Source organism: Streptomyces sp. W16, assembly GCF_033194735.1.
Classification (GTDB): domain Bacteria; phylum Actinomycetota; class Actinomycetes; order Streptomycetales; family Streptomycetaceae; genus Streptomyces.
In genome coordinates, this window is the sequence record NZ_JAWOAI010000117.1 from 1 (window position 1) to 21,863 (window position 21,863).

Sequence of the window (21,863 nt, forward strand, 5' to 3'; positions counted from 1 at the left end):
CGCACGGGTCAGCGCACAGGCCGTACGCGGCGAACTGGCCCTGGGCATGGCCCGGTTGCCCGCCCGCCACCGGGACGTGCTGCTGCTGGTCGCCTGGGCCGACCTCGGCTACGAGGAGGTCGCCCGCGCCCTGGAGATACCGGTGGGAACGGTCCGGTCACGGCTGCACAGGGCCCGCAGAAAACTTCGTGACGCATTGGGCGGATCCGATCCGACAACCTTCCGAGAGGAATCCGACGTTGAGGAATCCGACGATGAATGAGATGCAGCTCCTGAGGGAGTGGGACGCGGAAGCACCCCCGCTCACGGACCACGCACGCGCGCGTGCCCGTTTCCGCCTGTACGAGACGATGAGCGCCCCCGCCGCCCCCGCCGCCCCCGTGGCCGTCGGGCGACGCCCGTTCCTGCGGATCGCGGTGGCCGGCGTCGCGACGGCGGCGGTCGCCACGACCGTGCTGATCGCCAACGACTCCTCGCCCCACACCCAGACGGTGAGCGCGACCACCGTGCTGCGGGGGGCGGCGGCCGAGGACCGCAGCCTGGAGAAGCCGATCGCCGCGCGCGACGACCAGTTCATCTACACCAAGGAGATCATCAAGGAGACGCCGGTCGGGGGCGGTTCGACCAGGACATACGTCGACGAGAGCTGGAGTTCGGTCGACGGCTCCAAGAAGTCGTACGTGAGCGAACTGGGACACAAGCAGTGGGTCCCGGTGTATCGACCGGGCCAGAGCACCTGGCCGCCGACCAGGTGGACCGACCTGAAGCTGATGCCCACCGACCCGCGCAAGCTGGTGATCGCCCTGCGGGACATGGGCGGCAAGCCGGACTACAGCAAGCCGATGAAGGCCGCCGACTGGCCGATGACCCAGTACTTCGTCACCGGCCTGCTCCGCAACCCCGTCCTGCCGAAGGGGCTGCGCGCCGCGGCCTACGAGGCGCTCGCCGCCGTCCCCGGCATGAAGGTCCTGCCCCACCAGAAGGACGCCGACGGCCGCGTCGGCGTCGGCATCCAGTACGTGGGACCCGCCGGAACCCCCTGGGCGCACGGCGGCCGGATCCTGTTCTTCGACGCGAAGACATACCGCTACCTGGGCGCACATGAACAGCGCACGGCGGCCGGGAAGACATACGAACAGTGGTCGTACGTCGCGGCGAGCGCCGTGGTGGACCGGGTGATGCAGCGGCCGTAGCGAGGTGACGCGGAGGTGACGCGCAGGTCGCAGGGGGTGTCGCTCAGTGGGCGGCGCCCCCGTCACCATGAGTCCTGCGACACCATGAGCCATGCGACCGGACGACTGGCACCTCACGCATGACGTCGACGAGTTCCTCGTGGAGTGGACCAACCTGGCGTCGAAGCTCCGGTGTTCGGCCGACTGGAACGAGGAGGCGAGATCCACGTGGCCTTCTACCGCATGACCGCCCACCGCCACCTGAACCCCACCACGCTCACCCCCGAGCAGGCCGACACCCTCGTGGCGCACCTGGCCGGGCTCGGCCAGAACCTCCCCGGCGTCATCGCGGACCACGCCACGGCCGACGCGTTCGCCGGGGCCTGGGAGCGGCACACGGGCGCGACGGCGGTACGCGGCTGGGGTGCCCGTCTCCACCGTCTCGGCACACTCACCCCACCGGAGCTGATCCCGGAAGGCCGGGGCCGAGCCGCGAGCGGTCAGGACCAGGACCAGGACCAGGACTAGGACCAAGTCGTGCGCTGGTGCCGAGAGTTCTGCGTCGACGTCGGGGAGACCGGCTCCGTCGACTTGATCGACGCCGGCTCCTGGGGCGCCTCGCGCTTCGCCGACAGACACTTCACGTTCTGGGAGACCCCGGACGGCACCCCCACCTCCACGGTGGCCGTGACTTCGATGACCGCCGGCATGGTCCGGGTTGACCCCGTCTACACCCCGGCCCGCCTCCGGGGCTGCGGCTACGCGGGCGCCGTGACGGCCGAGGTGAGCAGAGCCGCGCTGGCCGCCGGCGCGACGGACGTGGTCGTGTTCGCGGACCCGGCGAACGCTACGAGCAGCGCCCTGTACCGGCGGATCGGGTTCGTGCCGGTCGGGGAGTTCGTGGGGTACGACTTCTTGGGGGCGGGGTCGGAATAGGCGGGCCGGAATGGACGGCCCCGGGCGCTCTGTCGAGGCTCCCTGCACTGCGGGACCGGATCGGCTGGTGAGGGGTGCAGGTGGCTTGCCGGAGCAGCCCAGGAAATCGTCTCAACGGGTACGTACGGCACGGGGTGATGACCCTGTGGCCGCGCTCCGCCGATCTGCCATGATCGTCTCGACGTGTTCCGTGGCGGGAGGCAAGAGATGTCGATATCGCTGCCCGATGGGCTGGCTACGCCGGCCCTCGTGGTCGATCCGATGGTTCTGGACAGCAACATCTCGCGGATGGCCGAGGCGTCACAGTCCCAAGGGTTCGTCCTGCGCCCGCACGCCAAGAGCCACAAGTGCGCGCAGATTGCGGACCGACAGCTCCGGGCAGGTGCACACGGGTTGTCGGTGGCCACGATCGGCGAGGCCGAGGCATTTGCCCGGGTCGGCATCGATGACCTGTTCATCGCATACCCCGTGTGGCTCGATGCCGACAAGACACAGCGGCTGCGCCGGTTGGCGGATGACGTTTCCCTGAGGGTCGGTGTCGAGTCGGTCGAAGGAGCACGGCGGCTGGGCGAGGCCCTCCGTGGCAGCGCCCGGCGGGTCCAGGTGCTCGTCGAGGTCGACAGCGGGAGCCACCGGACGGGAGTGCAGCCTTCCGCCGCCGGTGAGGTCGGGAAGGTTGCCGCCGACGCGGGACTGGATGTTGTGGGCGTCTTCACGTTCCCGGGACACGGCTACGGGCACGACGCACAGGCGCGCGAGCGCGCCGCACGGGATGAGGAACGCACACTGGGCGACGCCGCACAGGTGCTGCGGGACCTGGGGCTCGACGTCCGCGTGGTCAGCGGCGGATCGACTCCGACGGTCGGAAAGTGGCAGCCGGGCGCGGTGAACGAGCTGCGGCCCGGTGTCTATGTTTTCAACGACGCCACCCAGTTGGCCATCGGCAGCTGTGCTGTGGAGGATCTGGCACTGGTCGCCGCGGCGACGGTGATCAGCGTTCCCGCCCCCGACCGCTTTGTGCTGGACGTCGGCAGCAAGGTGCTCGGCTCCGACCGATCGTCCTGGGTGACAGGCCACGGCTACCTACCGCAGTTCCCGCAGGGGACCGTCACCGGGTTGTGGGAGCACCACGCGGTGGTCCGGCTTCCGGACGGGGTGCGGGGACCGCGACTCGGGTCGATGGTCGCCGTCGTCCCCAACCACATCTGCACGCCGGTGAATCTCGCCGATGAGCTACTGGTCGTCCAAGACCGTGAGGTGGTCGACCGCTGGCCGGTAACGGCACGAGGTGCCAATACGTGAGGACGTGTGCCTGAAACCGTTTCAGACCGGGACTTGGCGACAACAGACCTGAGCTGCGGCGGTCCCGGCGAAGCCGAGGAAGTGTTAGGCCTCGCGCTCGCAACGACGGCGAAGGCGTCGGCGCCAGGCGATCCAGGCCGACGGCGCGGGGTTGCTGGAAACACACGTGACGGGTGCCCGTTTGGCGATCCCACCATCGCGGTTGACTTTCGCTGACTCAGGTCAGAAACCTCTCTAACTCGACAATGCGGAGCCGGAGTTGAAGGCGCCCCGCGTTCGAGCACGCTGACCACCTCGGTCTCATCGGCGCCGGGGTCCTGATCAGGGCTTCCGCGACCGGACCACCCGGAATGCTGTCCAGGCCGAGGGGTGGTCCGGTCTTTGTGTTGTCGGCCGTAGCCGTGCGAGTGGCGCCGATGACCCGGCGCTGCGGAATCAGTTCAGGGCTTTGCCCACCTCGTAGATGGTGGGTCGGTCCTCTGGTGCAGGGCTGAGCATCGCGTCGACCAGCTCGCCCAGTTGACCGCGTACCTCCACCGACCGACGCCGACCATTCGCCACGGCCTCTCTCTGCACTGAGCGGGGAGCGTCGTCCGGGTACTCCATGGCCCGCCAGCCGGTGGCAGAGATGAGCAGGGAGGCGCCGAGCGCGTAGATGTCGGCTTCCTCGGTCGGCTCGGCTTCTCCGGTGGCGAGCACGCTCCGGGCGATCTCCGGTGCCTCGTAGTGGACGAGGCAGCCGCGGAACGGGAAGTCGTAGCCCTCGGGCACGTTGCCGCCTCGGGCAAGGGCGAGGTCGATGAGGTGGGTTTGCTCCGGCCCGATGATGAAGTGGGCGGGCTGCACATCACCGTGCGCCCAGCCCTTGGCGTGGAGTTCGGCCAACGCCTGGACGCAACTCGCTGCCACGCTGATATGCGGAGCGATGGACGAGCCAGGCCGACGGCACGGCTCCCACAGTTGGTACAGATCCGGCCCATCGTGCCACGGCTGGAAGTTCCAAGTCCCTTGCTCCCACTCGCCGTACGCGAAGTTGACGAAGCCGAGGCGATGCAGCACGGCCCCCTCGCGGGCGGGTGCGAGGGCGGTCCAGGGCTGGGCGGACCAGTCGGCAGTGGCCTCGATCGGATAGCCGACCTTCACGGCGTAGTGACCCCGATGGCTCTGCACCTCCCAGACCATGGAGCCCCGGCGGTTGAGCACCAGGCGCTGGGTCGTGGGCATCAGCGCGTCGAGCACCACGATCGGCAGTTCAGGGGGTGACGCGGACAACGTCTGTTCTCCTTCCAGGCGAACGCGGCCGACCACGAGTGAGGCCGGCCGCGACGCTGATGTGGTGGGTGCTACGCCTGACCGTACGGTCGGCCACAGTCCGAGTCGCACTGCGCGAGGTTCCGGCCGCCCACGGTCCACAGGTCGTCGAAGACCATGAACCCGGCCGCCTTCATGGCGCGTGCCGAGGTGACTACCTTCTCCGGGTCGCGGCCCCCGCTACTCGGCTTCGGGTTGTGGTGCAGGAAGCGGCCCGCGTACCGGTCGCACAGCTTCGCGTACTCCCTCGTGTGAAGGATGAGCGCGTGCAGGCCGAGGTCGACGTCGTCCGACGGAACCATGGGGACGGTGGCCGTGGCTGCGGTGACCAGGAAGGCGACCGCCTGGTCCGCGATCCGTTCGGCGCGCTGGGGCGGCTGGCCGTTGTGGACGACCACGAAGTGGGCGAGGCTCTCGAACAGCTCCTCACCAGCCACCGCGCGACCGGTCTTCCGATCGTTCGCCGTTGTCGTCATGCGAGTACTCCTTGTGTGTGGCGGTGCGTGGGTTGGATGGCCGGCCCCGAACGGGCAAGGGGAAACGGGGAGTTGGCGCCCGTCCGGGGCGGCCGGTCTACTGGCCCATGGCGAGAGCCATGCCGATCACCAGGCCGCACGAGCCGCTGATCATGATCACGAACAGGACTCCTGCGTATCGGCTGATAGCGCGCGTCACAGCCCATCCCGACTGTTGCCGTTCTTGATGGCCAGACGTGCGCTGAGTTCTTCTCGTGGACTCGGCGCCACCACGTTGTCCGGCATGGCGTCCCATTCCGTGCCTCCGCCGATCGGCCTTATCTGCACCCGACCGCCGACCTCACCCATGACGACGCCGATCCGGTCGCGGGCGCTGTCCTTCGCCAGTTCACCGATGCCTGGTCTGGTCTGCTGGTTGCTCGCCATGTGAAGGAGCATCGCGATCAGGGGGCCCGCGCCAAAAGGTCAGGCTGATTACCCAACTTGGGTAATATCGCGGCAAGTAGAGAACCAGCGACGTTGCGTAGCCCTCGCAGTGTGGGAGCTTGCCAATGCCCGACACAGACCGGCCGCAGGAACTGCCCGCCAGGCTGCTCACCGATCCCGAGATGATCAATGCCTGTCGAGTGCGGGACTTCGCCAGGGTCTTCCGGCTGGTGAAGACCAAGGCGGGCATCTACCCGTCGATGATCGCCAGGCGCTGTGAGCTGACACCAAGTCGGGTCGGCGAAGTGATCGCAGGGCAACGCCAGTTGCAGCACATGGACGTCGTCGAGCGCATCTCGGACGGTCTGCGCATCCCGGGGCACATGCTGGGGCTTGCGCGTCGCGAGTGGGAGACGCCTCAAGCCCTCGTGGTCACGGAGCGAGAGCCTCCCCAAGCACCGGAGCCCGAGCAGCAGAACCCCGCGTCTCTGCCTGGCCCTGATGTGGACAGCATCTTGGCGCTGGCTACGCGAACGAGCTTGAGCGCGGCCACACTTGAAGCTTTTCGCTCGTCCATCGAGGACTACTGGCGACGGGACGACCAGCACGGAGGCGAGGCTCTGAGGCCGGCCATCGTCGGCCAACTCCGCCATGTGGTCGGGCTCTTGAAGGAGAACCGCCCGCCGTCCATCCAGCAGGGCTTGTACGGAATTGCGGCGGAGCTGGCCCGCCTCACCGGCTGGACGTACTTCGACGCCCGTCAGTACAACCAGGCCCGCGCGTACTTCACCGAGGCGTTGCAACTGGCCAAGGAGATCGACGACCGCCAGTTCATGGCCAACGTGCTTGCCTGCATGAGCTTGCAGGGCACCTACCAGGACAAGCCTGCGGACTCTCTGGCCCTCGTGACCGCCGCTCAGGACCAGGCCTGGTCAGCGCTCGACACCACCCCACGGGTCCAGTCCATGCTGTCGATGCGTGAAGCCTTCGCTCACGCCACGCTCGGCAACCGGGACTCCACGCATCGGGCGATCGGGGAAGCGCACCACCACTTCGAGCAGATCCAGGCGAGTAACCCGGACCCGTCCTGGGTGACGTACTTCGACGAGACGAAGCTGATCGTGGACACGGGGATTGCTCACGGCCGACTGGGCGAAGCCGCGACCGCGGAACCTCTGATCGCAGACGCATTGCGGCGCGAGGCGCACACCAACCAACGCGGCCGGGCGTTTCACTCGTTCTGGCTGGCTCGCACGCAGTTGGACCAGGGCAAACTTGAGCAGGCGTGCCACACCGCCACACAAGCACTGGAGCCGGCGTCGGCAGTGGGTTCCGAGCGAGTCTCGGGCCATCTCAGGGAGTTCTACGACCAGTTGAGCCCACACAGGCAGGAGCCCGTAGTCCTGGCCTTCGAGGCACGACTACGGGAACTCCTCCCGCCGGTCAGCGGATCGCTTCGTCCATGAGCAAGTAGAGCAGGCCAACGAGCGAGCCGCTGCTCACGACCTCGCGGCGGTCGATCATGCCTCGCACCTCTGAGAGGGGAATCCACTCGATGCGGTCGGACTCGTTCTTCTCCGTGGGCGGTCCGGCGTAGGTAGCGCCGTCCGCGCGGAAGACGTAGTGCTGCGAGTCGGTGATGCCGTTGGCTGGCTCGGCGTAGATCAGGGGCTTGATGGGACCAGGGCGCCAGCCCGTTTCCTCAAGCACTTCGCGGGCTGCAGCCTCTTCCGGAGTCTCGTTCTCCTCGACCAGGCCCATGGGCAACTCCCAGGCCCACGAGTCCGTGATGAAACGGTGCCGCCACATCATCAGGACTTCTTGACGGTCGTTGACTACGGCGGCCACGGCCAGGTGCCGCAGGCGAACGACGTGGTACTCCCACCTCCGCCCATCAGGCTGCTGGACGTCGACCAGACACAGATTCACCCACTTGTTCGTGTAGATCTGCCGCTCACCGTGCGTCTTCCACTCCATACCTGCGACCCCTCTCGATCGGTCTCTAGGATCTCAGACCGATCTGGAGAGGGGTGCACGTTCGCCCCTTTTCGCGTCACCATGACGAGATGTCTTGCGTGTGGGCCACATTCTGGCTGGAGCGGTCAGGCGCAATGAGAGAAGCTCAAGCCGCAGTTCCGTCTGGGCAACGAACCGCCCAGTTCGTTCCTGGGCCGCACCTTCCAAGGGCTAGTATCCGAGCATCACTTACGGTATGGCTACATAGCCAAGAGTGACGGTGATGGTTGGTACCGTAGAGGCTTGCGACTGATCATGCTGAGCCTGTTTGGCCAAGAATGTCAGTGCCATGCCGGATGCTTGGACTAGTGAGCGTCCGTGTAGGGGATACCTCACTGGAGTGATAAATGGAAGCGGGATCGGGGAGGAGCGATGGCCCGAGCTGACCTGCTGCTTCAACTTGTGCAGGCTGCACTCACGCGGGATGAGCGACGTGTCAAGAGCAGCGTGGAAGCCCTCGCCAGTGAAGAGCGGGCTAAGAGGCACACAGTGCTGGCGGATGAACTTGTTCGCCTGCTTCGTCAGACAGCTTCAATGGAGCCTGTCACTCCTGGAACAAACTCGAAGAGTGACGGGTATACCGAGGTTCATCCCAAGAGACGTCTTTCCGACTTGTGTCTTCCTGACGCCGTGTTGGGGGATCTTGAGAGTCTAATTGAAGAACAACATCGTGCCGATTTGCTTCGAGCGTACAATATTGAACCGCGGCACCGTGTTTTGCTGATCGGTCCTCCAGGAAACGGTAAGACCTCGACGGCCGAAGCGCTTGCTGCTGAACTGGCTGTGCCATTGCTGGTTCTCCGTTACGAGACAGTGATTACCAGCTATCTGGGAGAAACAAGTCTCAATATCGAGAAAGTCTTCGAGGAGGCCAGGTCTCGACACTGTGTTCTATTTCTGGATGAATTTGACACACTGGCGAAAGAACGCGGCGACGAACATGACACTGGAGAGGTGAAACGTGTTGTAAGCAACCTCCTGATGCAGATTGATCAGCTACCTTCTCACGCTATCGTTTGTGCAGCAACTAATCATAGCGAGTTGCTAGATAGGGCTGTTTGGAGGCGATTTCAACTCAAGTTGGAGTTCCCAAACCCTACCCGTGACCAGCGAACTTATTTTGCGCAGGAGTTGCGGGAACGACTCGGTATGGTATTTGGCAGATCGAGTCGCACCATAATTGACAAGCTTGGACCCATCAGTTATGCGGAGATTGAAGATTTCTTCCTAGAGTTGCGTCGCCGGCAGATCCTTTCTGGTGATCTAGAAGGTACGGATGATGCGCTCTTGGTGAGGACTCTGACTAATTGGGAAAAGCGCGCACGAAGCGTTCATGAAGGGGGATAATCTCCAGATATGAGTACACCCGTTTCGTCAACCTATCCCTTGCTGGCTTTTCCGGAGCACGGCAAGGCGCAGCGCCAAAAGCTGAATGGGGGTACGCAATCCAATGTGCGGTTTCCTGGAGCAGCGGCTCAAAAGGCGAGGCTGGGTGGAGCTTGGCGCGCTCTGCATGAAATGCTCGATAAGCAAAATGCCTCAATCGAGGCGGAACTATCCGGAGTAGACCCCGAATTGGTGCTGGTGCTCGAAATCATCGGAGACGTTGATGATTTCTACAAGGCAGTCAGTAAAATTAAGGGATTTGAGTACCTAGCTGAAGTTGACAAGTCTGATATCGACGGGGAAGGGAATTTTGTTGATCTCGATAAGCCGGGTGCTCATTTTGACGGAACGCTATTCATGCTGGCCAGTAATCAAGAGGGCCTCAAGGATGTCCTGAAACTCTGGAACGGTTACAAGAGTGACAGACAGAAGTTCCCGCGAGGGCTGACACCATGGAGGAATGTATTCCAGCGGTTGATTGATCTGCGTCGCTGGTCTGCTAAAGACCGACTCAGAGGTACTGGCGTTTTGGAAGACTTTGCCGCCAGAGTGGAGGACGGGCAGGAGTCTGTGCCAGTTGAAATCGAACTATGGTACAGGAATGACCCCAGTCGACAGCAGGATGCCGAAGCTCGCGTCCGAGCGTTGGTCACATCGACTGGAGGGCAATTTCTGGGCGGTAGTCTGATTTCCGATATTGGCTATCACGGAATTCTTGCGCACCTGCCGATCCAATCGATTCATTCCATCTTGGATGAGCAATATGATGATGTTGCGCTGATTCGTGCACAGGAGATTGCATTCTTCAGGCCGGAAGCTCAGTCCGCGATTCCTCTTGAAGACCTCGCTGAGCTGGAGACACCTGAAACTCTTCCGTCCTCTCAGCGTCCGACGCAGGCTCCGCTAGTCGCCGTCTTGGATGGCTTCCCTCTAGCGCAACACGTTTCACTTCGCGACGGCGTCATCATCGATGATCCGGATGGCTGGGAATCGGAAGTTCAGGCTAGTGACAGACAACACGGTACGGCCGTATCCAGCCTCATTCTGCATGGGGACATCGGATCCAATGAAGCCGAGTCGATGCGTAGGCCAATTTACGTTCGTCCGGTTCTAAAGCCTGAACAGTCATGGAATTCTGTAGCTGAGAGAATTCCTGGTGATCAGCTAGCAATTGATTTGGTTCATCGATCTCTCGTGCGCCTCCTGTCTAGTGAGGAGCTGGTTCGAAATGGTCGAGTGCGTCTCGTCAACTTGTCTCTGGGAGATGCAAGCCTGCAGCTCGCGGCCACGATGAGCCCATGGGCGCGACTGCTGGATTGGCTTGCCTACAAATACCAAGTTCTTTTTGTGATCAGTGCCGGGAATCATCCTCATTCGCTCATTTTCCCGCATACCCCCGATACCTTCGAGACTCTGGCACCGGAAAAGATCAGGCAGGAAACCCTGCGGATAATCGTTGAGAGTGCTGAACGGCGCCGCATTCTTAGCCCGTCTGAAGCGGTTAATGGGCTTTGTGTCGGTGCTTCCCACGACGATGCATCGGGTGATGCTTTTCTCGCTGGCTATCGGATTGACCCATTGCCCGGTGCCCCGCGTGGCACTGAGTCGCTTCCGAGCCCTGTCAGTGCAATTGGTATGGGGTATAGACGTAGCATTAAACCTGACTTGCTGGCACCTGGTGGGCGCACCCTCTTCCGGCAGCTTCCGAGTGGAGGACAAGCGGAGTCAACGGTACTGAATTTTGTTCCAAGCTCAATTGCCCCTGGATTGCTGACAGCTTCACCTGCTGGTCCTCCTGGATCCCTGAATGGAACTCGCTATTTTCATGGAACGTCTGGAGCGGCTGCTCTAACTTCACATCACGGTGGCCTCTTCCTCGAATTCCTCAGTCGAGTACGATTTAATGGGAAGGAGGTTCCCGAAAAGTACTGGGCCGTTTTGACGAAAGCGGCACTGGTTCACTGTGTGAGGTATCCGGATGTGGCTCAAGAAATAAGGGATGCTCTAACCGAAATCCCCAAAGAAAGACTGCGAGAGGCTCTGTCGCGTTTTTACGGATACGGGGTCCTTGATGCGGAGCGTATGAGGTTGTGCGCGGTCAACAGGGCTACCGTATTTGGCTGGGGTGAACTGGCCGATGGGGAGGGTGATGTCTACCGTTTCCCACTGCCGCCCAGTTTGGCCGGTAAGACTGTCCCTCGAAGGTTTGTCGTTACCCTTTCCTATTTCTCGCCCATCGTGCGTAGCGATAGGAAGCACAGGGCTGCCCATCTCTATTTCATTCCGAGTACCAATGAGCTGCAGGTTAAGCGTACTGATGCTGACTGGCAGAGCGTGCGACGAGGCACAGTGCAGCATGAGGTTATGAATGGTGAGAGAGCTGCAGTATTTGTAGATGGAGACAGCATCGTTGTTCAGGTCAGTTGCCGTTCCTTGGTAGGAAAGGTAACGGAACGTGTTCCTTACGGTCTCGCTGTGACTCTAGAAACTCCAGAGGAATCGAGGCTGCAGATTCACAGTGAGGTCGCCGCAAGGCTTCGTTTGCGGACACGGGTGCGTCTCGGGGGCGATTCTGATTAATCATTGCTCGACGGTGTTGCGCTGCTTGTATGCCTCACGGTCGGATGTCGGCGGCCTGCTGCCCCGGCTGCCCTGACGCAACCGGTGACCTTGCTGGTCTGCCGGAACAACGACGGCATACACACGTGCATGATCGCTAAGCTGAGCGGTCGGATCCGGAGGCCGTCGGTACTCTCACAGCGGGGGCGTCCGATCCTAGGGATCAGGTCGCAGGTCTTCGAGCGGAAAACAGAGCCAGTGGACCCCGTGTGGACCACGGACCCCGCACGACCCCCGAGCCCGGTACGCTGTACCCGCTCCGTCCCTGGTGGGCGGGTGCGCAGGTGGGTTGCCCGAGCGGCCTAAGGGAACGGTCTTGAAAACCGTCGTGGCAGCGATGTCACCGTGGGTTCAAATCCCACACCCACCGCAGGTGAACGGCCCCGACCAGGAAAATCGGTCGGGGCCGTTCTCATGTGCGCTGTTCGGCTCGTGGCCCCTCGTCGCGTCACCACGACTCGGCCTGCCGGAACAGCATGATCACCTCCGCGAAGAACCAGACGCAGAAGGCCAGGCACGCGAGCCACAGTCCCCACAGGGCCCAGCGGGCCTCTCTTCGTATGCGCATGAGCGGATCATCCCCCGTCGCGGTGTTCGCAGGGGGTGACTTGGCGTGCACTGGCGACCGTTCGACCGTTCTCACGCCCGCCGCCCCGTCATCCGTGCCGCCGAAGCGATCGTCGCCCGTGCCTCCCGTTCCGACAGTCCCGTGCCCATGGCCGCCTCGACCAGGGGGTCGACGAGCGCCGGGCCGATGTCGTTCTCGTAGGCGCGGCAGGCCGCCCAGAAGAGGCGGGTGTTGCGTTGGCCTTCGTGGGCTGCGAGGACGAACTGGACGAGGCCCTGGCCGTGTTGGCCGGTCGAGGTGGGGGTGGGGTGGTTGGTGCGGGGTGGGGGGAGCAGCAGGCGCAGGAGTGAGGGTGGGCAGGGCGCCGGTGCGAGGTGGGCTGTGGCGGGAGCGGCGCCGTAGAGGCCGTGTTCGGTGCGGGAGCCGGGGCCGACGAGGTAGCCGCCGGCGCCCCGGATGTCGATGCCGGGGGCGAGGCGGCCCGCGGAGTTGGGGACGACGACGTCGGGCGGGCCGGTGAGCCAGAGGTGACGGCCGCCGCTAGGGGTGAGGACGACCACGGTCTCGGGGATCGTGAACAGGTGGCGGAGGGCCAGTTCGCGCAGGGCGGAGGACGAGTCAGTGCCGGACTTGGTGTCCAGGTCGATGCCGATCAGGTGGTGCGGTGGCAGTCCGCATGCGATGCCGTAGCCGGTGGCCCAGGGCGCGGCGGCGAAGAGTTCGCGGATGCGTGCCGGGTCGGTGGAGGCGTCGTAGACCCCGTGCCCGAGGAGTCCGCATTCGCCGTGGCAGGCCACGCCCACCGGGTCGGGGACGGGGTCGTCGCGGTGCGGTGAGCGCAGGGCCGGGAGTTTTGTTCTGGACAGGGGGATCACGGCCAGTCCGCGTTCGGCGGCTGACAGGGCGTGTGCGAGGGCCAGCGTGGTGGCCTGCCGGTCGATGGTGGCCATGAGTCCATGTTCGTACGAGTGTTCGAAAAAGGGAAGAGGGGGTGGCGTCGACGCGCCCGGGGGAAGGTGATCGCCGGAAATGTGGCGGAACGCTTCGCCTCTTCTGTCGCCCGGGATGGGATGTCCGTACCGCCCCGAACTGCGGCTTCAAGGCAGGCAAAGGGGTTTATCGACTTGTCATCACGCTTCAGGGGGAATAACCGCTTCCGGTCTGGTTCGCCGGGGATTCGGTGGGCAACTCTTGTCTCGCGACGTTGTGCACCACACCGGGGCGGTCGGCCAACTGCCCAGGTAGAAGCCGTACTTGAAGCTGTACTTCGTGTGCGTCCGGCTACGGAGCCGGTACGTACCCTGTTCTGGAGGAACAACATGGCAAGCATCCGTACCGCCCGCGTCATCGCCGCCGTCTCCGCCCTCCCGCTGGCAGCCGCCCTCTTCACCGGCGTCGCGGCGGCGGACAACGGCGCCATCGCGGGCAACGGATCGAACGCGGGTGTGGCGACCGTCAGCGGCAGTGGGGTCGGGCACGACAACAAGGGCAACTCGTCCACCACACAGCAGCAGGCGGTCGGCTCCGGGGCCTCGAACCAGAGCAACACCGCCCAGGTCAACGGTTCCGCGTTCACCGCCATCAACCAGGGAAACTCGAACGTCGCCGTCAACTTCGCCAACTTCTGGTAGCCGCGCCCGACGACTCCCGCGCGGGGATGCGCGGGGGCGTCTGAGGGTGTGTGAGGTGTGCTCTGTGGGGTCGTAACGCGTCTGCGCGGTGGTGCTTCGGTGCCACCGCGCAGACGTTTTTCGTGTGCCGAGCCGGCGTTTTTCGCGTGCCACGCGCGCGGGAACGACCTTGACAGTCCAAGGCATCTGACGGACAGTCAGAAATCCTCGCCCGTACGGCTATGACGACCCGGAGGTCCGCGTCGTGCACCTCGCACCCACCCCTCGCCAGCAGCGATTGCGTGCCGAACTCCGGGCCTACTTCGCCGCGTTGATGCCGGACGGACCACCCGGAGCGGACGACCCCCAGGGACAGCGGGCGTTGCTGCGCCGTATCGGCCGCGACGGGTGGCTCGGGCTCGGCTGGCCGGTCGAGTACGGCGGTCAAGGGCGCGGCGCGGACGAGCAGTTCGTGTTCTTCGACGAGGCGTACCGAGCGAACGCGCCCGTCTCGATGGTCACCCTGAACACCGTCGGGCCGACGCTGATGAAGTACGGCAGCGACGAACAGAAGGCCGCCCTTCTGCCCGGCATTCTGCGCGGGGAACTCGTCTTCGCGATCGGCTACAGCGAACCGTCCGCGGGCACGGACCTCGCGTCGCTGCGGACCCGGGCCGTGCGGGACGGGAGAGATGAGCAGGGTGAGAGGGACGAGCGGGGTGAGAAGGGCGAGCGGAGTGAGAGGGGTGCGAGGGACGAGCGGGGCTGGCTGATCGACGGGCAGAAGATCTTCACCTCCAACGCCCACAACGCCGACTGGATCTGGCTCGCCTGCCGCACCGACCCCGAGGCCCCCAAGCACCGCGGTATCTCGATCATCCTCGTCCCGACCGACGCGCCCGGCTTCTCGTGGACCCCGATCGACACGGTGGGCGGGCAGCGGACGACGGCCACGTACTACGACGGCGTCCGCGTCCCGGCGGCCAACCTGGTCGGCGCGGAGAACGAGGGCTGGTCGCTCATCACCAACCAGCTCAACCACGAGCGGGTCGCCCTCGCCGCGACGGGTATGCAGGCCGAGGACTTCTACACGGCAGTGCTCACTGCCGCCCGCACACCCGATCCGGTGACGGGCAGGCGCCGGGCCGACGAGCCGTGGGTACGGACGGAGTTGGCCGAGGCGCATGCCCGGCTGGCGGCGACCCGCCTGCTCAACTGGCGTCTGGTGGGCGAGGTGGGAGCGGGCCGGCTGGCGCCCGGCGACGCGAGCGCCGTGAAAGTCATGGGAACCGAATCGACGGTGGCGGTGTACCAGATATGTCAGCACGTCGCCGGGGCGGGCGGGATGGCCGGACCAGGCGAGTCAACAGGGCTGACGGGACTGACGGGACTGGTGCGTACGGGATCGCCTGGTGTCTTCGGGGACGGCGAGCTGGAGCGGTTGAACAGGGCGGCGCAGATCAACACGTTCGGGGGCGGGGTGAGCGAGGTGCAGCGGGAGATCGTCGCCACGATGCGGCTCGGGATGACAAGGGGGCGGCGGTGAGTGCGAGGGGCGAGCGGCAGGAGCGGGCGGCGAATGGGGCGATCGATGAGCTGGGGGCGGTGGTGAATGTGACGGGCGAGCGGCAGGGGGCGGCGATGAATACGGTGGCCGCCGATGAGCTGGGGGCTCGGCTCAAGGCGTACGAGGGGCGTCCGGCCGCCGTCGAGGGCGTGGGCAAGGACCCCGTCAACGAGCCGATGATCCGGCACTGGTGCGAGGCGATGGGCGACACGAATCCGGCGTACGCGGGCCCGGACGCCGTCGCCCCGCCCACCATGCTCCAGGCCTGGACCATGGGCGGCCTCTCCGGACACTCGGGACGCACGGGTGCCTACGACGAGCTGTTCGACCTGCTCGACGAGGCGGGCTGCACCTCGGTGGTCGCCACCGACTGCGAGCAGGAGTACCTACGGCCCCTGCGGCCGGGGGACGGGGTCACCTTCGACGCGGTGATCGAGTCGGTCTCGGAACGCAAGACGACGAAGCTGGGCACGGGGTACTTCGTCACGACGCGCATGGACGTGCGGGCGGGCCAGGACCTCGTCGGCACCCACCGCTTCCGCATCCTCAAGTACGCCCCCGCGCGACAGAAGCAGAAGAAGCAGAAGCAGCAGGGGAAACAGGAAGAGAAAGGGGCTCGCGCCCGCCGGCCCCGCCCCGTCGTCAACCGGGACAACGCCGGCTTCTGGGAGGGGGTGGAGCGGCATCAACTCCTCATCCAGCGCTGCACGAGCTGCGGGACCCTGCGCCACCCCTGGCTGCCGGGCTGCAACACCTGCGGCGGCCTGAACTGGGACACCGTCGAGGCGAGCGGCGAGGGGACCGTCTACTCGTACGTGGTGATGCACCACCCGCCCTTCCCCGCCTTTGACCCCCCGTACGCCGTCGGACTGATCGAACTCGCCGAGGGTGTGCGGATCGTGAGCAACGTGGTGGGGGTGCCGTACGACAAGGTGCGCATCGGGCTGCCGGTACGGCTCGAATTCCGGCGGTACGACGACGAAGGCAAGCACGAGCGCAGGGACGAAGACAAGGACGGAGACGGACCCGGAGACGGACACGGAGACGGAGACGAGGGCGCCGCGTTGGTCCTCCCCGTCTTCCGGGTCCTGGAAGGCCGAGAGGGCGGGGCGGACTGACATGGACTTCACCCCCACGGAGGAACAGGCGGCGGCCCGTGACCTCGCCGCCCGTATCTTCGGCGACCTCGCGACACCCGAGCGGCTCACGGCGGCCGGGACAGGCAGCGACCCCGAGCTGTGGAAGGCCCTGTGTGCCGCCGGACTGGTCGGTGCCGTCGAGGAGTTGGGTCTGCTCGGCCTCGTCCTCCTCCTGGAGGAACAGGGGCGGACGACGGCCCAGGTGCCCTTCGCCTCGACCTGCGTGTACGGGCTGCTGGCGGTGGCGGCACACGGTTCGCCCGAGCAGCGGGAGCGGTTGTTGCCGGGCATCGGGGACGGCTCGGTGGTGGTGTGCGGGGCGTTTCCGGCACAGGGGAGTGTGCGGTCGGGGGGCGAGCGGCGTGACGGTGAACGGGCTGCCGTACACGGTGAGTTGACCGGTACGGTCCCTGTCGTCCCCTGGCTGCGCGATGCCACGCATGTCCTTGTCGCCGACGATCACGGCGAGTTGTGGCTGACGCCGGTCACGGATGCCACGCACGTCGAACCGGTCGAGCTGACGGCACCGTGGTCTGCGGGGCGGTTGACCCTCGACGGCGCGGCGGCGGAACGGCTCGGCGCCACGGAGGCCCATGCCGATGTCCTGGCCCCCACCCATGGCACTGTTCTGCCCTCCGCCCATGCCGACGTCCTGGCCACCGCCCGTACCGCCTTCGCCGGTCTTCAGGCCGGGGTCTGCGCGGGGTCGCTCGCGCGGGCCGTGGCGCATGTCAACGCGCGGGAGCAGTTCGGGCGCCCGCTGGCCACTCGGCAGGCGGTCCAACTCCGGGCAGCCGACGCGTACATGGACATCGAGGCGATACGCGTGACGGCGTACGAGGCGGCCTGGCGGCGCGACGCGGGGCTGCCGTACGCCACGCACGCGCTGACCGCGGCCTGGTGGGCGTCCGAGGCGGGCCCGCGGGTTGTCCACACGGGTCAGCATCTGCACGGTGGCGCGGGAGCCGACCTGGACCATCCGGTCCACCGGCACTTCCTGTGGGGGCGCCAGTTGGACGCCTACCTGGGCTCTGGGGGCCAAGTACTGCAGGAACTGGGGGAGTTGATCGTCAGTGAGGAGGCACAGCCATGAGGGCAGGAGGCGCAGCCGTGAGGACGGGTGAGGAGTTGCCCCCGCTCGAAATCGAGATCACCCGCACCCTGATCGTCGCCGGAGCCATCGCCTCCCGTGACTACCAGGACGTGCATCACGACGTGGAGCTGGCGCGGCTGAAGGGCTCCCCCGACATCTTCATGAACATCCTGACGACGAACGGCCTGGTCGGCCGCTACATCACGGACCACTTCGGCCCGCGAGCCGTCCTCCGCAAGGTCGCCATACGACTCGGTGTCCCCAACTACCCCGGCGACACCATGGTGTTGACCGGCCGGGTCGAGGAGACGGACGGCGACACCGCGACGGTGCGCGTGCTCGGGACGAACGGCATCGGCCGGCACGTGACCGGCACAGTCGTGGTCGGGGTCGCCGTACCGACGACGACGGAGGCCGGGGTATGAGCGCCCGCACCCGCGACACCCTCGGCGGACGTGCCGCGATCGTCGGGATCGGGGCCACGGAGTTCTCCAAGGACTCGGGGCGCAGTGAGCTGCGGCTGGCCGTGGAGGCGGTGCGGGCGGCGCTGGACGACGCGGGGCTGACGCCGGCGGACGTGGACGGGATGGTGACGTTCACGATGGACACCAACCCGGAGATCACCGTGGCCCAGGCCTGCGGGATCGGCGAGCTGTCCTTCTTCTCCCGGGTCCACTACGGCGGTGGCGCGGCCTGCGCGACCGTCCAGCAGGCGGCGCTGGCGGTGGCGGCGGGAGTCGCCGAGGTGGTCGTCTGCTACCGCGCCTTCAACGAGCGGTCGGGACGCAGATTCGGCTCGGGCGTCCAGCACCGCGAACCGTCGGCGGAGGGCGCGGCGCTCGGCTGGTCGCTGCCGTTCGGGCTGCTCACCCCGGCGTCGTGGGTGGCGATGGCGGCGCAACGGTATCTGCACACGTACGGCCTGACTCCGGAGGTGTTCGGGCAGGTGGCGGTCGTGGACCGCAAGTACGCGGCGACCAACCCGGCGGCGTACTTCCACGGCAGACCGATCACCCTCGCCGAGCACGCGGCCTCGCGCTGGATAGTGGAGCCGCTGCGGCTGCTGGACTGCTGCCAGGAGACGGACGGCGCCCAGGCGATCGTCGTCACGTCCGTGGAGCGGGCCCGTGACCTGCCGCGCCCGCCCGCGGTCGTCGCGGCGGCGGCCCAGGGCGCCGGGCGGGCGCAGGAACAGATGACCAGCTTCTACCGCGACGACCTGACCGGCCTTCCGGAGATGGGCGTGGTCGCACGGCAGCTGTGGCGGACGGCCGGGCTCGGGCCGGACGACATGGACGTGGCGATCCTCTACGACCACTTCACGCCGTTCGTGCTGATGCAGTTGGAGGAGTTCGGGTTCTGCGGAAAGGGGGAGGCGGCGGACTTCGTGGCCGAGGAGCGGGTGCCGGTCAACACGCACGGGGGACAGCTCGGGGAGGCGTATCTGCACGGGATGAACGGGATCGCGGAAGGCGTCCGACAGCTGCGCGGGACCGCCGTGAACCGGATACCGGGGGCCGGGCGGGTACTGGTGACGGCGGGCACCGGGGTGCCGACCTCCGGGCTGATCCTCACCGCCGACGCCTGAGCTCTTGAGCCCCGGCTCACCGCCGACGACTGACCCCCGGCTCGCCGCAGACACCCGAGCCTGGCCGACCTGGACGGCTGAATCCCCAAGGGCCTCGACCGACCCCGGACGACCGACCCCGGACGACTGAACCCCCAGAGGTAAGTCGGCAGCGGCCGACCCCGGACGGCCGAACCCCCAGGGGCCTCAGCCGCCCAATGCAGTTGCTTTTGAACTGCGGAGATCGTTGCCCCGCATGTGACGGGGTGGGGCGCGGGCCAGCGGGTGCGGATCGGGATTCTGACGAAGGTGTTCACCGCCGAACTGGTGGACATGGCGATAGCCGAGTACGACCGGGCCGAGCAGCGCCGCCGACTCCTGCCCGCCCGGCTGGTCGTGTACTTCGTTCTGGCCCTGTGTCTCTTCGCCCGGGAGTCGTACGAGGAGGTGCTGCGGGTGCTGACCAGCGGTATCCCGGGCAGCCGGGCCCTCGCGCAGGTGAACCGGTCGTCATTGTGCCGGGCTCGCGCTCGGCTCGGGGAGAACGTGCTGGAGACGGTGTTCCGGCAGGTCGCTGGCCCACTCGCCACCGCAGACACGCCCGGCGCGTGGTGGCGAGGGCTGCGGCTCCTCGCCCTGGACGGCACCCAGTTCGATCTTCCGGATTCGACGAGCAACGGCGACACCTTCGACGGCCCCTCCAACACCGGCGGCGTCCCCTTCGGGTTCCCCCAGGTCAGGGCAGTGGTGCTCGCCGAGATCGGAACCCACGGAGTCCTCGATGCCCGCCTGGGCGGCTACCGCGACGGCGAACGCAGCCTCGCCTACCCGTTGGCGGGCTCCACTGGCCCAGGCGACCTGGTCATCGCCGACCGCGGCTTCTGGTCGGTCGAGTTCGCCCATACCTTCACCGCGGCCGGCGCGGACCTCCTGGTCAGGCTCCAGTCCAATCACCTCGGCACCCTTCAAGAGCGGCTACCCGACGGCTCGTACTTGTCGATGGCGCGGCCGGGCAAGGAGGTCCGGCTCAGGGCGAGCAGGGAAGGCCGGACCCTGCCCAAGCACACGACCTACCGCGTCATCACCTTCTCTAAGGATGACAAAGTCGTCTTCCTCGGCACGACACTGCTCGATCCCGAGCAGTACCCGGCGGCCGAACTGATCGCGCTCTACCGGGAACGCTGGGAGATCGAGCTCGCCTTCGACGAGATCAAGAACCACCTGGGCCCTGGCGGGCCGATTCGGTCCCGCACACCGGAAGGCGTCCGGCAGGAGCTGTGGGCCTACCTCTCTGTCCACCACGCGATCCGCCGATTCGCCCACACCGCAGCCCTTGCTGGACCCGCCGTGGACGCGGACCGGGTTTCCTACCTCAAATGTGTCCGCATCGTCCGCCGAAGCGTTCCGTCCCAGCTCGGAGCCAGCATGGAAACGCTCACCCGCTCCCTCACCGAGGGTCGGCAGGAGGCGCGCAGCCGCTTGCTTCCAGCTCGCCGGGGCCGGAACTGCCCACGTGCGGTCAAGAAGCCCAACCGGTGGCCTGTACTGCGGACCCGCGCCAAACGGGGGGTGGTCGAGCCGGGCCGCTGGATCCTCAGCCAGACCAAGAAGGCCAAGACCGACCGGCGGGCGGGGAGACCCGTGCCCAAGCCGACCCCGACCCCGCCCTAACGGAAGTGAAGCCCCGGCGGCCACCGGGCTGCGCTATGTCGTTCAGTTCTCCCGCGACCAGGTCGCGCAGTCACAGTTCGGGCTGCCACTTGTCGAACACCCAGCCTGGGTACGAGGTGCCGAGATATCGCAGGTGAGCGTCCCAGTCCCCAGGTGACAACGTCTGTACAGGTTGCAGCGTGATGCGACTGTCCGAGTCGATGTTGAACCCCCAGGAGAAGCCGGCCAGCGGCAGAACTCGCCGTTCGGTGTCATCCATGGGTGTCCATGCCAGGTAGCTGTGGGCTGTCCAGTCGAGGGGATCCCGCGTGGCGCGGGACGGGGCGTCGAACAAGGTGGGGTTGACGCCGAAGAACGCGTACGGTGACGGCGCATCCTCGAAGAGGTAGAACGGGTCCATGCCGAAGGTGGCACCGGCGGAGGAGTTGTCGGTCGAACGCACCATCTGGACCCAGCCGAAGAGGGCCCGATACCCCCTTCCCGGGTAGTCCACCACAGCGGTACAGCTCGGGAAGCCATGGGCTGAGGGGTGCTTGCCGATTGCGGCGGGGGCATCCACGTGTTCCACCGTCACCGTTAGCGAGCCCTGCGTGTCGTCACGTAAGAAGGGAATGATCATGACTTCACCCTGCCGCTTGGACATCTCCGCGGCAAGGGGGCGGACGAGAGCTAAAGCAACTGCATTGGCCTCAGCCGCCCACCCGGACGGCTCGGCCCGGCTCAGCCCCCAGGGGTAAACCCGCAGTACGTCTCGGTCGCTCGTCCACCTTCAGGAGGTGGAGCCAGCCCCACCACTACAACCTGAGGCGGAGTCCCCTTCGGGACCTGCGGCCGATCCGCAGAAGCAACGATCGCTCATAGCGTGGAGCCATGACCACAGCCGTCTGCACCAGCGCCTCGAACGCCGTCGCACGGTCGACTCGGCCTGTTCAGCAGGAGCGGCCACGGCCTCGGCGAGCTCCGCCAGCGCGATCACCCGGCGCTCCAACACCGTCTCCGCGAGG

The 21,863-nt window shown here is 66.1% G+C and carries 19 protein-coding genes, 1 tRNA gene and 2 pseudogenes; 15 read left to right on the top strand and 7 right to left on the bottom strand.

Translation table 11 applies throughout. The annotated features are described in order from the left end of the window. From R6V09_RS17810 to R6V09_RS17825, 4 genes and pseudogenes are all read left to right on the top strand, one after another. On the top strand, positions 1 to 262 hold a 262-nt coding region (locus R6V09_RS17810), incomplete at its 5' end, for an RNA polymerase sigma factor (protein WP_317882395.1). Then, on the top strand, positions 255 to 1,193 hold the full coding sequence (locus R6V09_RS17815; protein ID WP_317882396.1) for a CU044_5270 family protein: 939 nt from the start codon (positions 255 to 257) through the stop codon (positions 1,191 to 1,193). The genes R6V09_RS17810 and R6V09_RS17815, both read left to right, overlap by 8 nt. 91 nt (positions 1,194 to 1,284) lie before the next feature. Beyond that, positions 1,285 to 2,108: pseudogene (locus tag R6V09_RS17820) on the top strand (GNAT family N-acetyltransferase). 207 nt (positions 2,109 to 2,315) lie between these two features. Next, the gene (locus R6V09_RS17825) at positions 2,316 to 3,410 is read left to right on the top strand and encodes an alanine racemase (RefSeq protein WP_317882397.1); all 1,095 of its coding nucleotides are present in this window, start codon (positions 2,316 to 2,318) and stop codon (positions 3,408 to 3,410) included. Between the two features lie 435 nt (positions 3,411 to 3,845). Here the strand turns inward: R6V09_RS17825 and R6V09_RS17830 are convergent, their stop codons facing one another. The 3 genes from R6V09_RS17830 to R6V09_RS17840 all read right to left on the bottom strand — a co-directional run bounded on the left by R6V09_RS17830 (position 3,846) and on the right by R6V09_RS17840 (position 5,635). After that, positions 3,846 to 4,682, bottom strand: a complete 837-nt coding sequence (locus R6V09_RS17830; RefSeq protein WP_317882398.1) for a protein kinase domain-containing protein — start codon at positions 4,680 to 4,682, stop codon at positions 3,846 to 3,848. Between the two features lie 71 nt (positions 4,683 to 4,753). Further along, the gene (locus R6V09_RS17835; protein ID WP_317882399.1) at positions 4,754 to 5,197 is read right to left on the bottom strand and encodes a glycine-rich domain-containing protein; all 444 of its coding nucleotides are present in this window, start codon (positions 5,195 to 5,197) and stop codon (positions 4,754 to 4,756) included. 195 nt (positions 5,198 to 5,392) lie between these two features. After that, positions 5,393 to 5,635 (bottom strand): hypothetical protein, encoded by a 243-nt coding sequence (locus R6V09_RS17840; RefSeq protein ID WP_093628014.1) that lies wholly within the window; start codon positions 5,633 to 5,635, stop codon positions 5,393 to 5,395. A gap of 113 nt (positions 5,636 to 5,748) precedes the next feature. Between R6V09_RS17840 and R6V09_RS17845 the strand changes: the two genes are divergently transcribed. Then, on the top strand, positions 5,749 to 7,089 hold the full coding sequence (locus tag R6V09_RS17845) for a tetratricopeptide repeat protein (RefSeq protein WP_317882400.1): 1,341 nt from the start codon (positions 5,749 to 5,751) through the stop codon (positions 7,087 to 7,089). Here the strand turns inward: R6V09_RS17845 and R6V09_RS17850 are convergent. Beyond that, the gene (locus R6V09_RS17850; RefSeq protein ID WP_317882401.1) at positions 7,067 to 7,600 is read right to left on the bottom strand and encodes an NUDIX hydrolase; all 534 of its coding nucleotides are present in this window, start codon (positions 7,598 to 7,600) and stop codon (positions 7,067 to 7,069) included. The genes R6V09_RS17845 and R6V09_RS17850 overlap by 23 nt on opposite strands. Positions 7,601 to 8,011: 411 nt before the next feature. Here R6V09_RS17850 and R6V09_RS17855 point away from each other — a divergent pair, with 411 nt between their 5' ends. Both R6V09_RS17855 and R6V09_RS17860 read left to right on the top strand, forming a co-directional pair. Next, positions 8,012 to 8,986: an AAA family ATPase gene (locus R6V09_RS17855; RefSeq protein ID WP_317882402.1), complete on the top strand. Its 975-nt coding sequence runs from the start codon at positions 8,012 to 8,014 to the stop codon at positions 8,984 to 8,986. Positions 8,987 to 8,995: 9 nt separating this feature from the next. Beyond that, entirely contained in the window at positions 8,996 to 11,605 is a 2,610-nt protein-coding gene (locus tag R6V09_RS17860) for a S8 family peptidase (RefSeq protein WP_317882403.1), read from the top strand. Between the two features lie 3 nt (positions 11,606 to 11,608). Here R6V09_RS17860 and R6V09_RS54640 read toward each other — a convergent pair. After that, positions 11,609 to 11,710 (bottom strand): annotated as a pseudogene (locus R6V09_RS54640) (IS5/IS1182 family transposase); the annotation flags it as partial. Positions 11,711 to 11,927: 217 nt separating this feature from the next. Between R6V09_RS54640 and R6V09_RS17865 the strand changes: the two are divergent. Then, positions 11,928 to 12,014: transfer RNA gene (locus tag R6V09_RS17865), tRNA-Ser, on the top strand. 269 nt (positions 12,015 to 12,283) lie between these two features. Here the strand turns inward: R6V09_RS17865 and R6V09_RS17870 are convergent. Beyond that, positions 12,284 to 13,162 carry a bifunctional DNA primase/polymerase gene (locus R6V09_RS17870; RefSeq protein ID WP_317882404.1) on the bottom strand — a complete coding sequence of 293 codons (879 nt, stop codon included), beginning with the start codon at positions 13,160 to 13,162 and terminating at the stop codon, positions 12,284 to 12,286. Between the two features lie 369 nt (positions 13,163 to 13,531). Between R6V09_RS17870 and R6V09_RS17875 the strand changes: the two genes are divergently transcribed. The 7 genes from R6V09_RS17875 to R6V09_RS17905 all read left to right on the top strand — a co-directional run bounded on the left by R6V09_RS17875 (position 13,532) and on the right by R6V09_RS17905 (position 20,859). Next, positions 13,532 to 13,843: a hypothetical protein gene (locus tag R6V09_RS17875; RefSeq protein ID WP_033285529.1), complete on the top strand. Its 312-nt coding sequence runs from the start codon at positions 13,532 to 13,534 to the stop codon at positions 13,841 to 13,843. Between the two features lie 244 nt (positions 13,844 to 14,087). Further along, positions 14,088 to 15,368, top strand: coding sequence for an acyl-CoA dehydrogenase family protein (locus R6V09_RS17880; protein ID WP_317882405.1), 1,281 nt, complete (start codon positions 14,088 to 14,090; stop codon positions 15,366 to 15,368). Between the two features lie 95 nt (positions 15,369 to 15,463). Continuing rightward, entirely contained in the window at positions 15,464 to 16,507 is a 1,044-nt protein-coding gene (locus R6V09_RS17885) for a bifunctional MaoC family dehydratase N-terminal/OB-fold nucleic acid binding domain-containing protein (RefSeq protein ID WP_317882411.1), read from the top strand. Between the two features lies 1 nt (position 16,508). Continuing rightward, positions 16,509 to 17,621 (top strand): acyl-CoA dehydrogenase family protein, encoded by a 1,113-nt coding sequence (locus R6V09_RS17890; protein ID WP_317882406.1) that lies wholly within the window; start codon positions 16,509 to 16,511, stop codon positions 17,619 to 17,621. 17 nt (positions 17,622 to 17,638) lie between these two features. Then, complete coding sequence (locus R6V09_RS17895; protein WP_317882407.1) at positions 17,639 to 18,046, top strand: MaoC family dehydratase; 408 nt, start codon at positions 17,639 to 17,641, stop codon at positions 18,044 to 18,046. Continuing rightward, positions 18,043 to 19,209: a lipid-transfer protein gene (locus tag R6V09_RS17900; RefSeq protein ID WP_317882408.1), complete on the top strand. Its 1,167-nt coding sequence runs from the start codon at positions 18,043 to 18,045 to the stop codon at positions 19,207 to 19,209. Before R6V09_RS17895 ends, R6V09_RS17900 begins: the two co-directional genes overlap by 4 nt. A 237-nt stretch (positions 19,210 to 19,446) precedes the next feature. Beyond that, entirely contained in the window at positions 19,447 to 20,859 is a 1,413-nt protein-coding gene (locus tag R6V09_RS17905; RefSeq protein ID WP_317882409.1) for an IS4 family transposase, read from the top strand. Positions 20,860 to 20,929: 70 nt separating this feature from the next. Here the strand turns inward: R6V09_RS17905 and R6V09_RS17910 are convergent, their stop codons facing one another. Next, positions 20,930 to 21,478, bottom strand: a complete 549-nt coding sequence (locus tag R6V09_RS17910; protein WP_317882410.1) for a hypothetical protein — start codon at positions 21,476 to 21,478, stop codon at positions 20,930 to 20,932. Positions 21,479 to 21,863 lie beyond the last annotated feature (385 nt).

Coding starts and splice junctions, on each gene's coding strand:
- R6V09_RS17815 (WP_317882396.1), top strand. CDS start 255: ATGAATGAGATGCAGCTCCTGAGGGAGTGGGACGCGGAAGCACCCCCG.
- R6V09_RS17825 (WP_317882397.1), top strand. CDS start 2,316: ATGTCGATATCGCTGCCCGATGGGCTGGCTACGCCGGCCCTCGTGGTC.
- R6V09_RS17835 (WP_317882399.1), bottom strand. CDS start 5,197: ATGACGACAACGGCGAACGATCGGAAGACCGGTCGCGCGGTGGCTGGT.
- R6V09_RS17840 (WP_093628014.1), bottom strand. CDS start 5,635: ATGCTCCTTCACATGGCGAGCAACCAGCAGACCAGACCAGGCATCGGT.
- R6V09_RS17845 (WP_317882400.1), top strand. CDS start 5,749: ATGCCCGACACAGACCGGCCGCAGGAACTGCCCGCCAGGCTGCTCACC.
- R6V09_RS17850 (WP_317882401.1), bottom strand. CDS start 7,600: ATGGAGTGGAAGACGCACGGTGAGCGGCAGATCTACACGAACAAGTGG.
- R6V09_RS17855 (WP_317882402.1), top strand. CDS start 8,012: ATGGCCCGAGCTGACCTGCTGCTTCAACTTGTGCAGGCTGCACTCACG.
- R6V09_RS17860 (WP_317882403.1), top strand. CDS start 8,996: ATGAGTACACCCGTTTCGTCAACCTATCCCTTGCTGGCTTTTCCGGAG.
- R6V09_RS17870 (WP_317882404.1), bottom strand. CDS start 13,162: ATGGCCACCATCGACCGGCAGGCCACCACGCTGGCCCTCGCACACGCC.
- R6V09_RS17875 (WP_033285529.1), top strand. CDS start 13,532: ATGGCAAGCATCCGTACCGCCCGCGTCATCGCCGCCGTCTCCGCCCTC.
- R6V09_RS17885 (WP_317882411.1), top strand. CDS start 15,464: ATGAATACGGTGGCCGCCGATGAGCTGGGGGCTCGGCTCAAGGCGTAC.
- R6V09_RS17890 (WP_317882406.1), top strand. CDS start 16,509: ATGGACTTCACCCCCACGGAGGAACAGGCGGCGGCCCGTGACCTCGCC.
- R6V09_RS17900 (WP_317882408.1), top strand. CDS start 18,043: ATGAGCGCCCGCACCCGCGACACCCTCGGCGGACGTGCCGCGATCGTC.
- R6V09_RS17910 (WP_317882410.1), bottom strand. CDS start 21,478: ATGATCATTCCCTTCTTACGTGACGACACGCAGGGCTCGCTAACGGTG.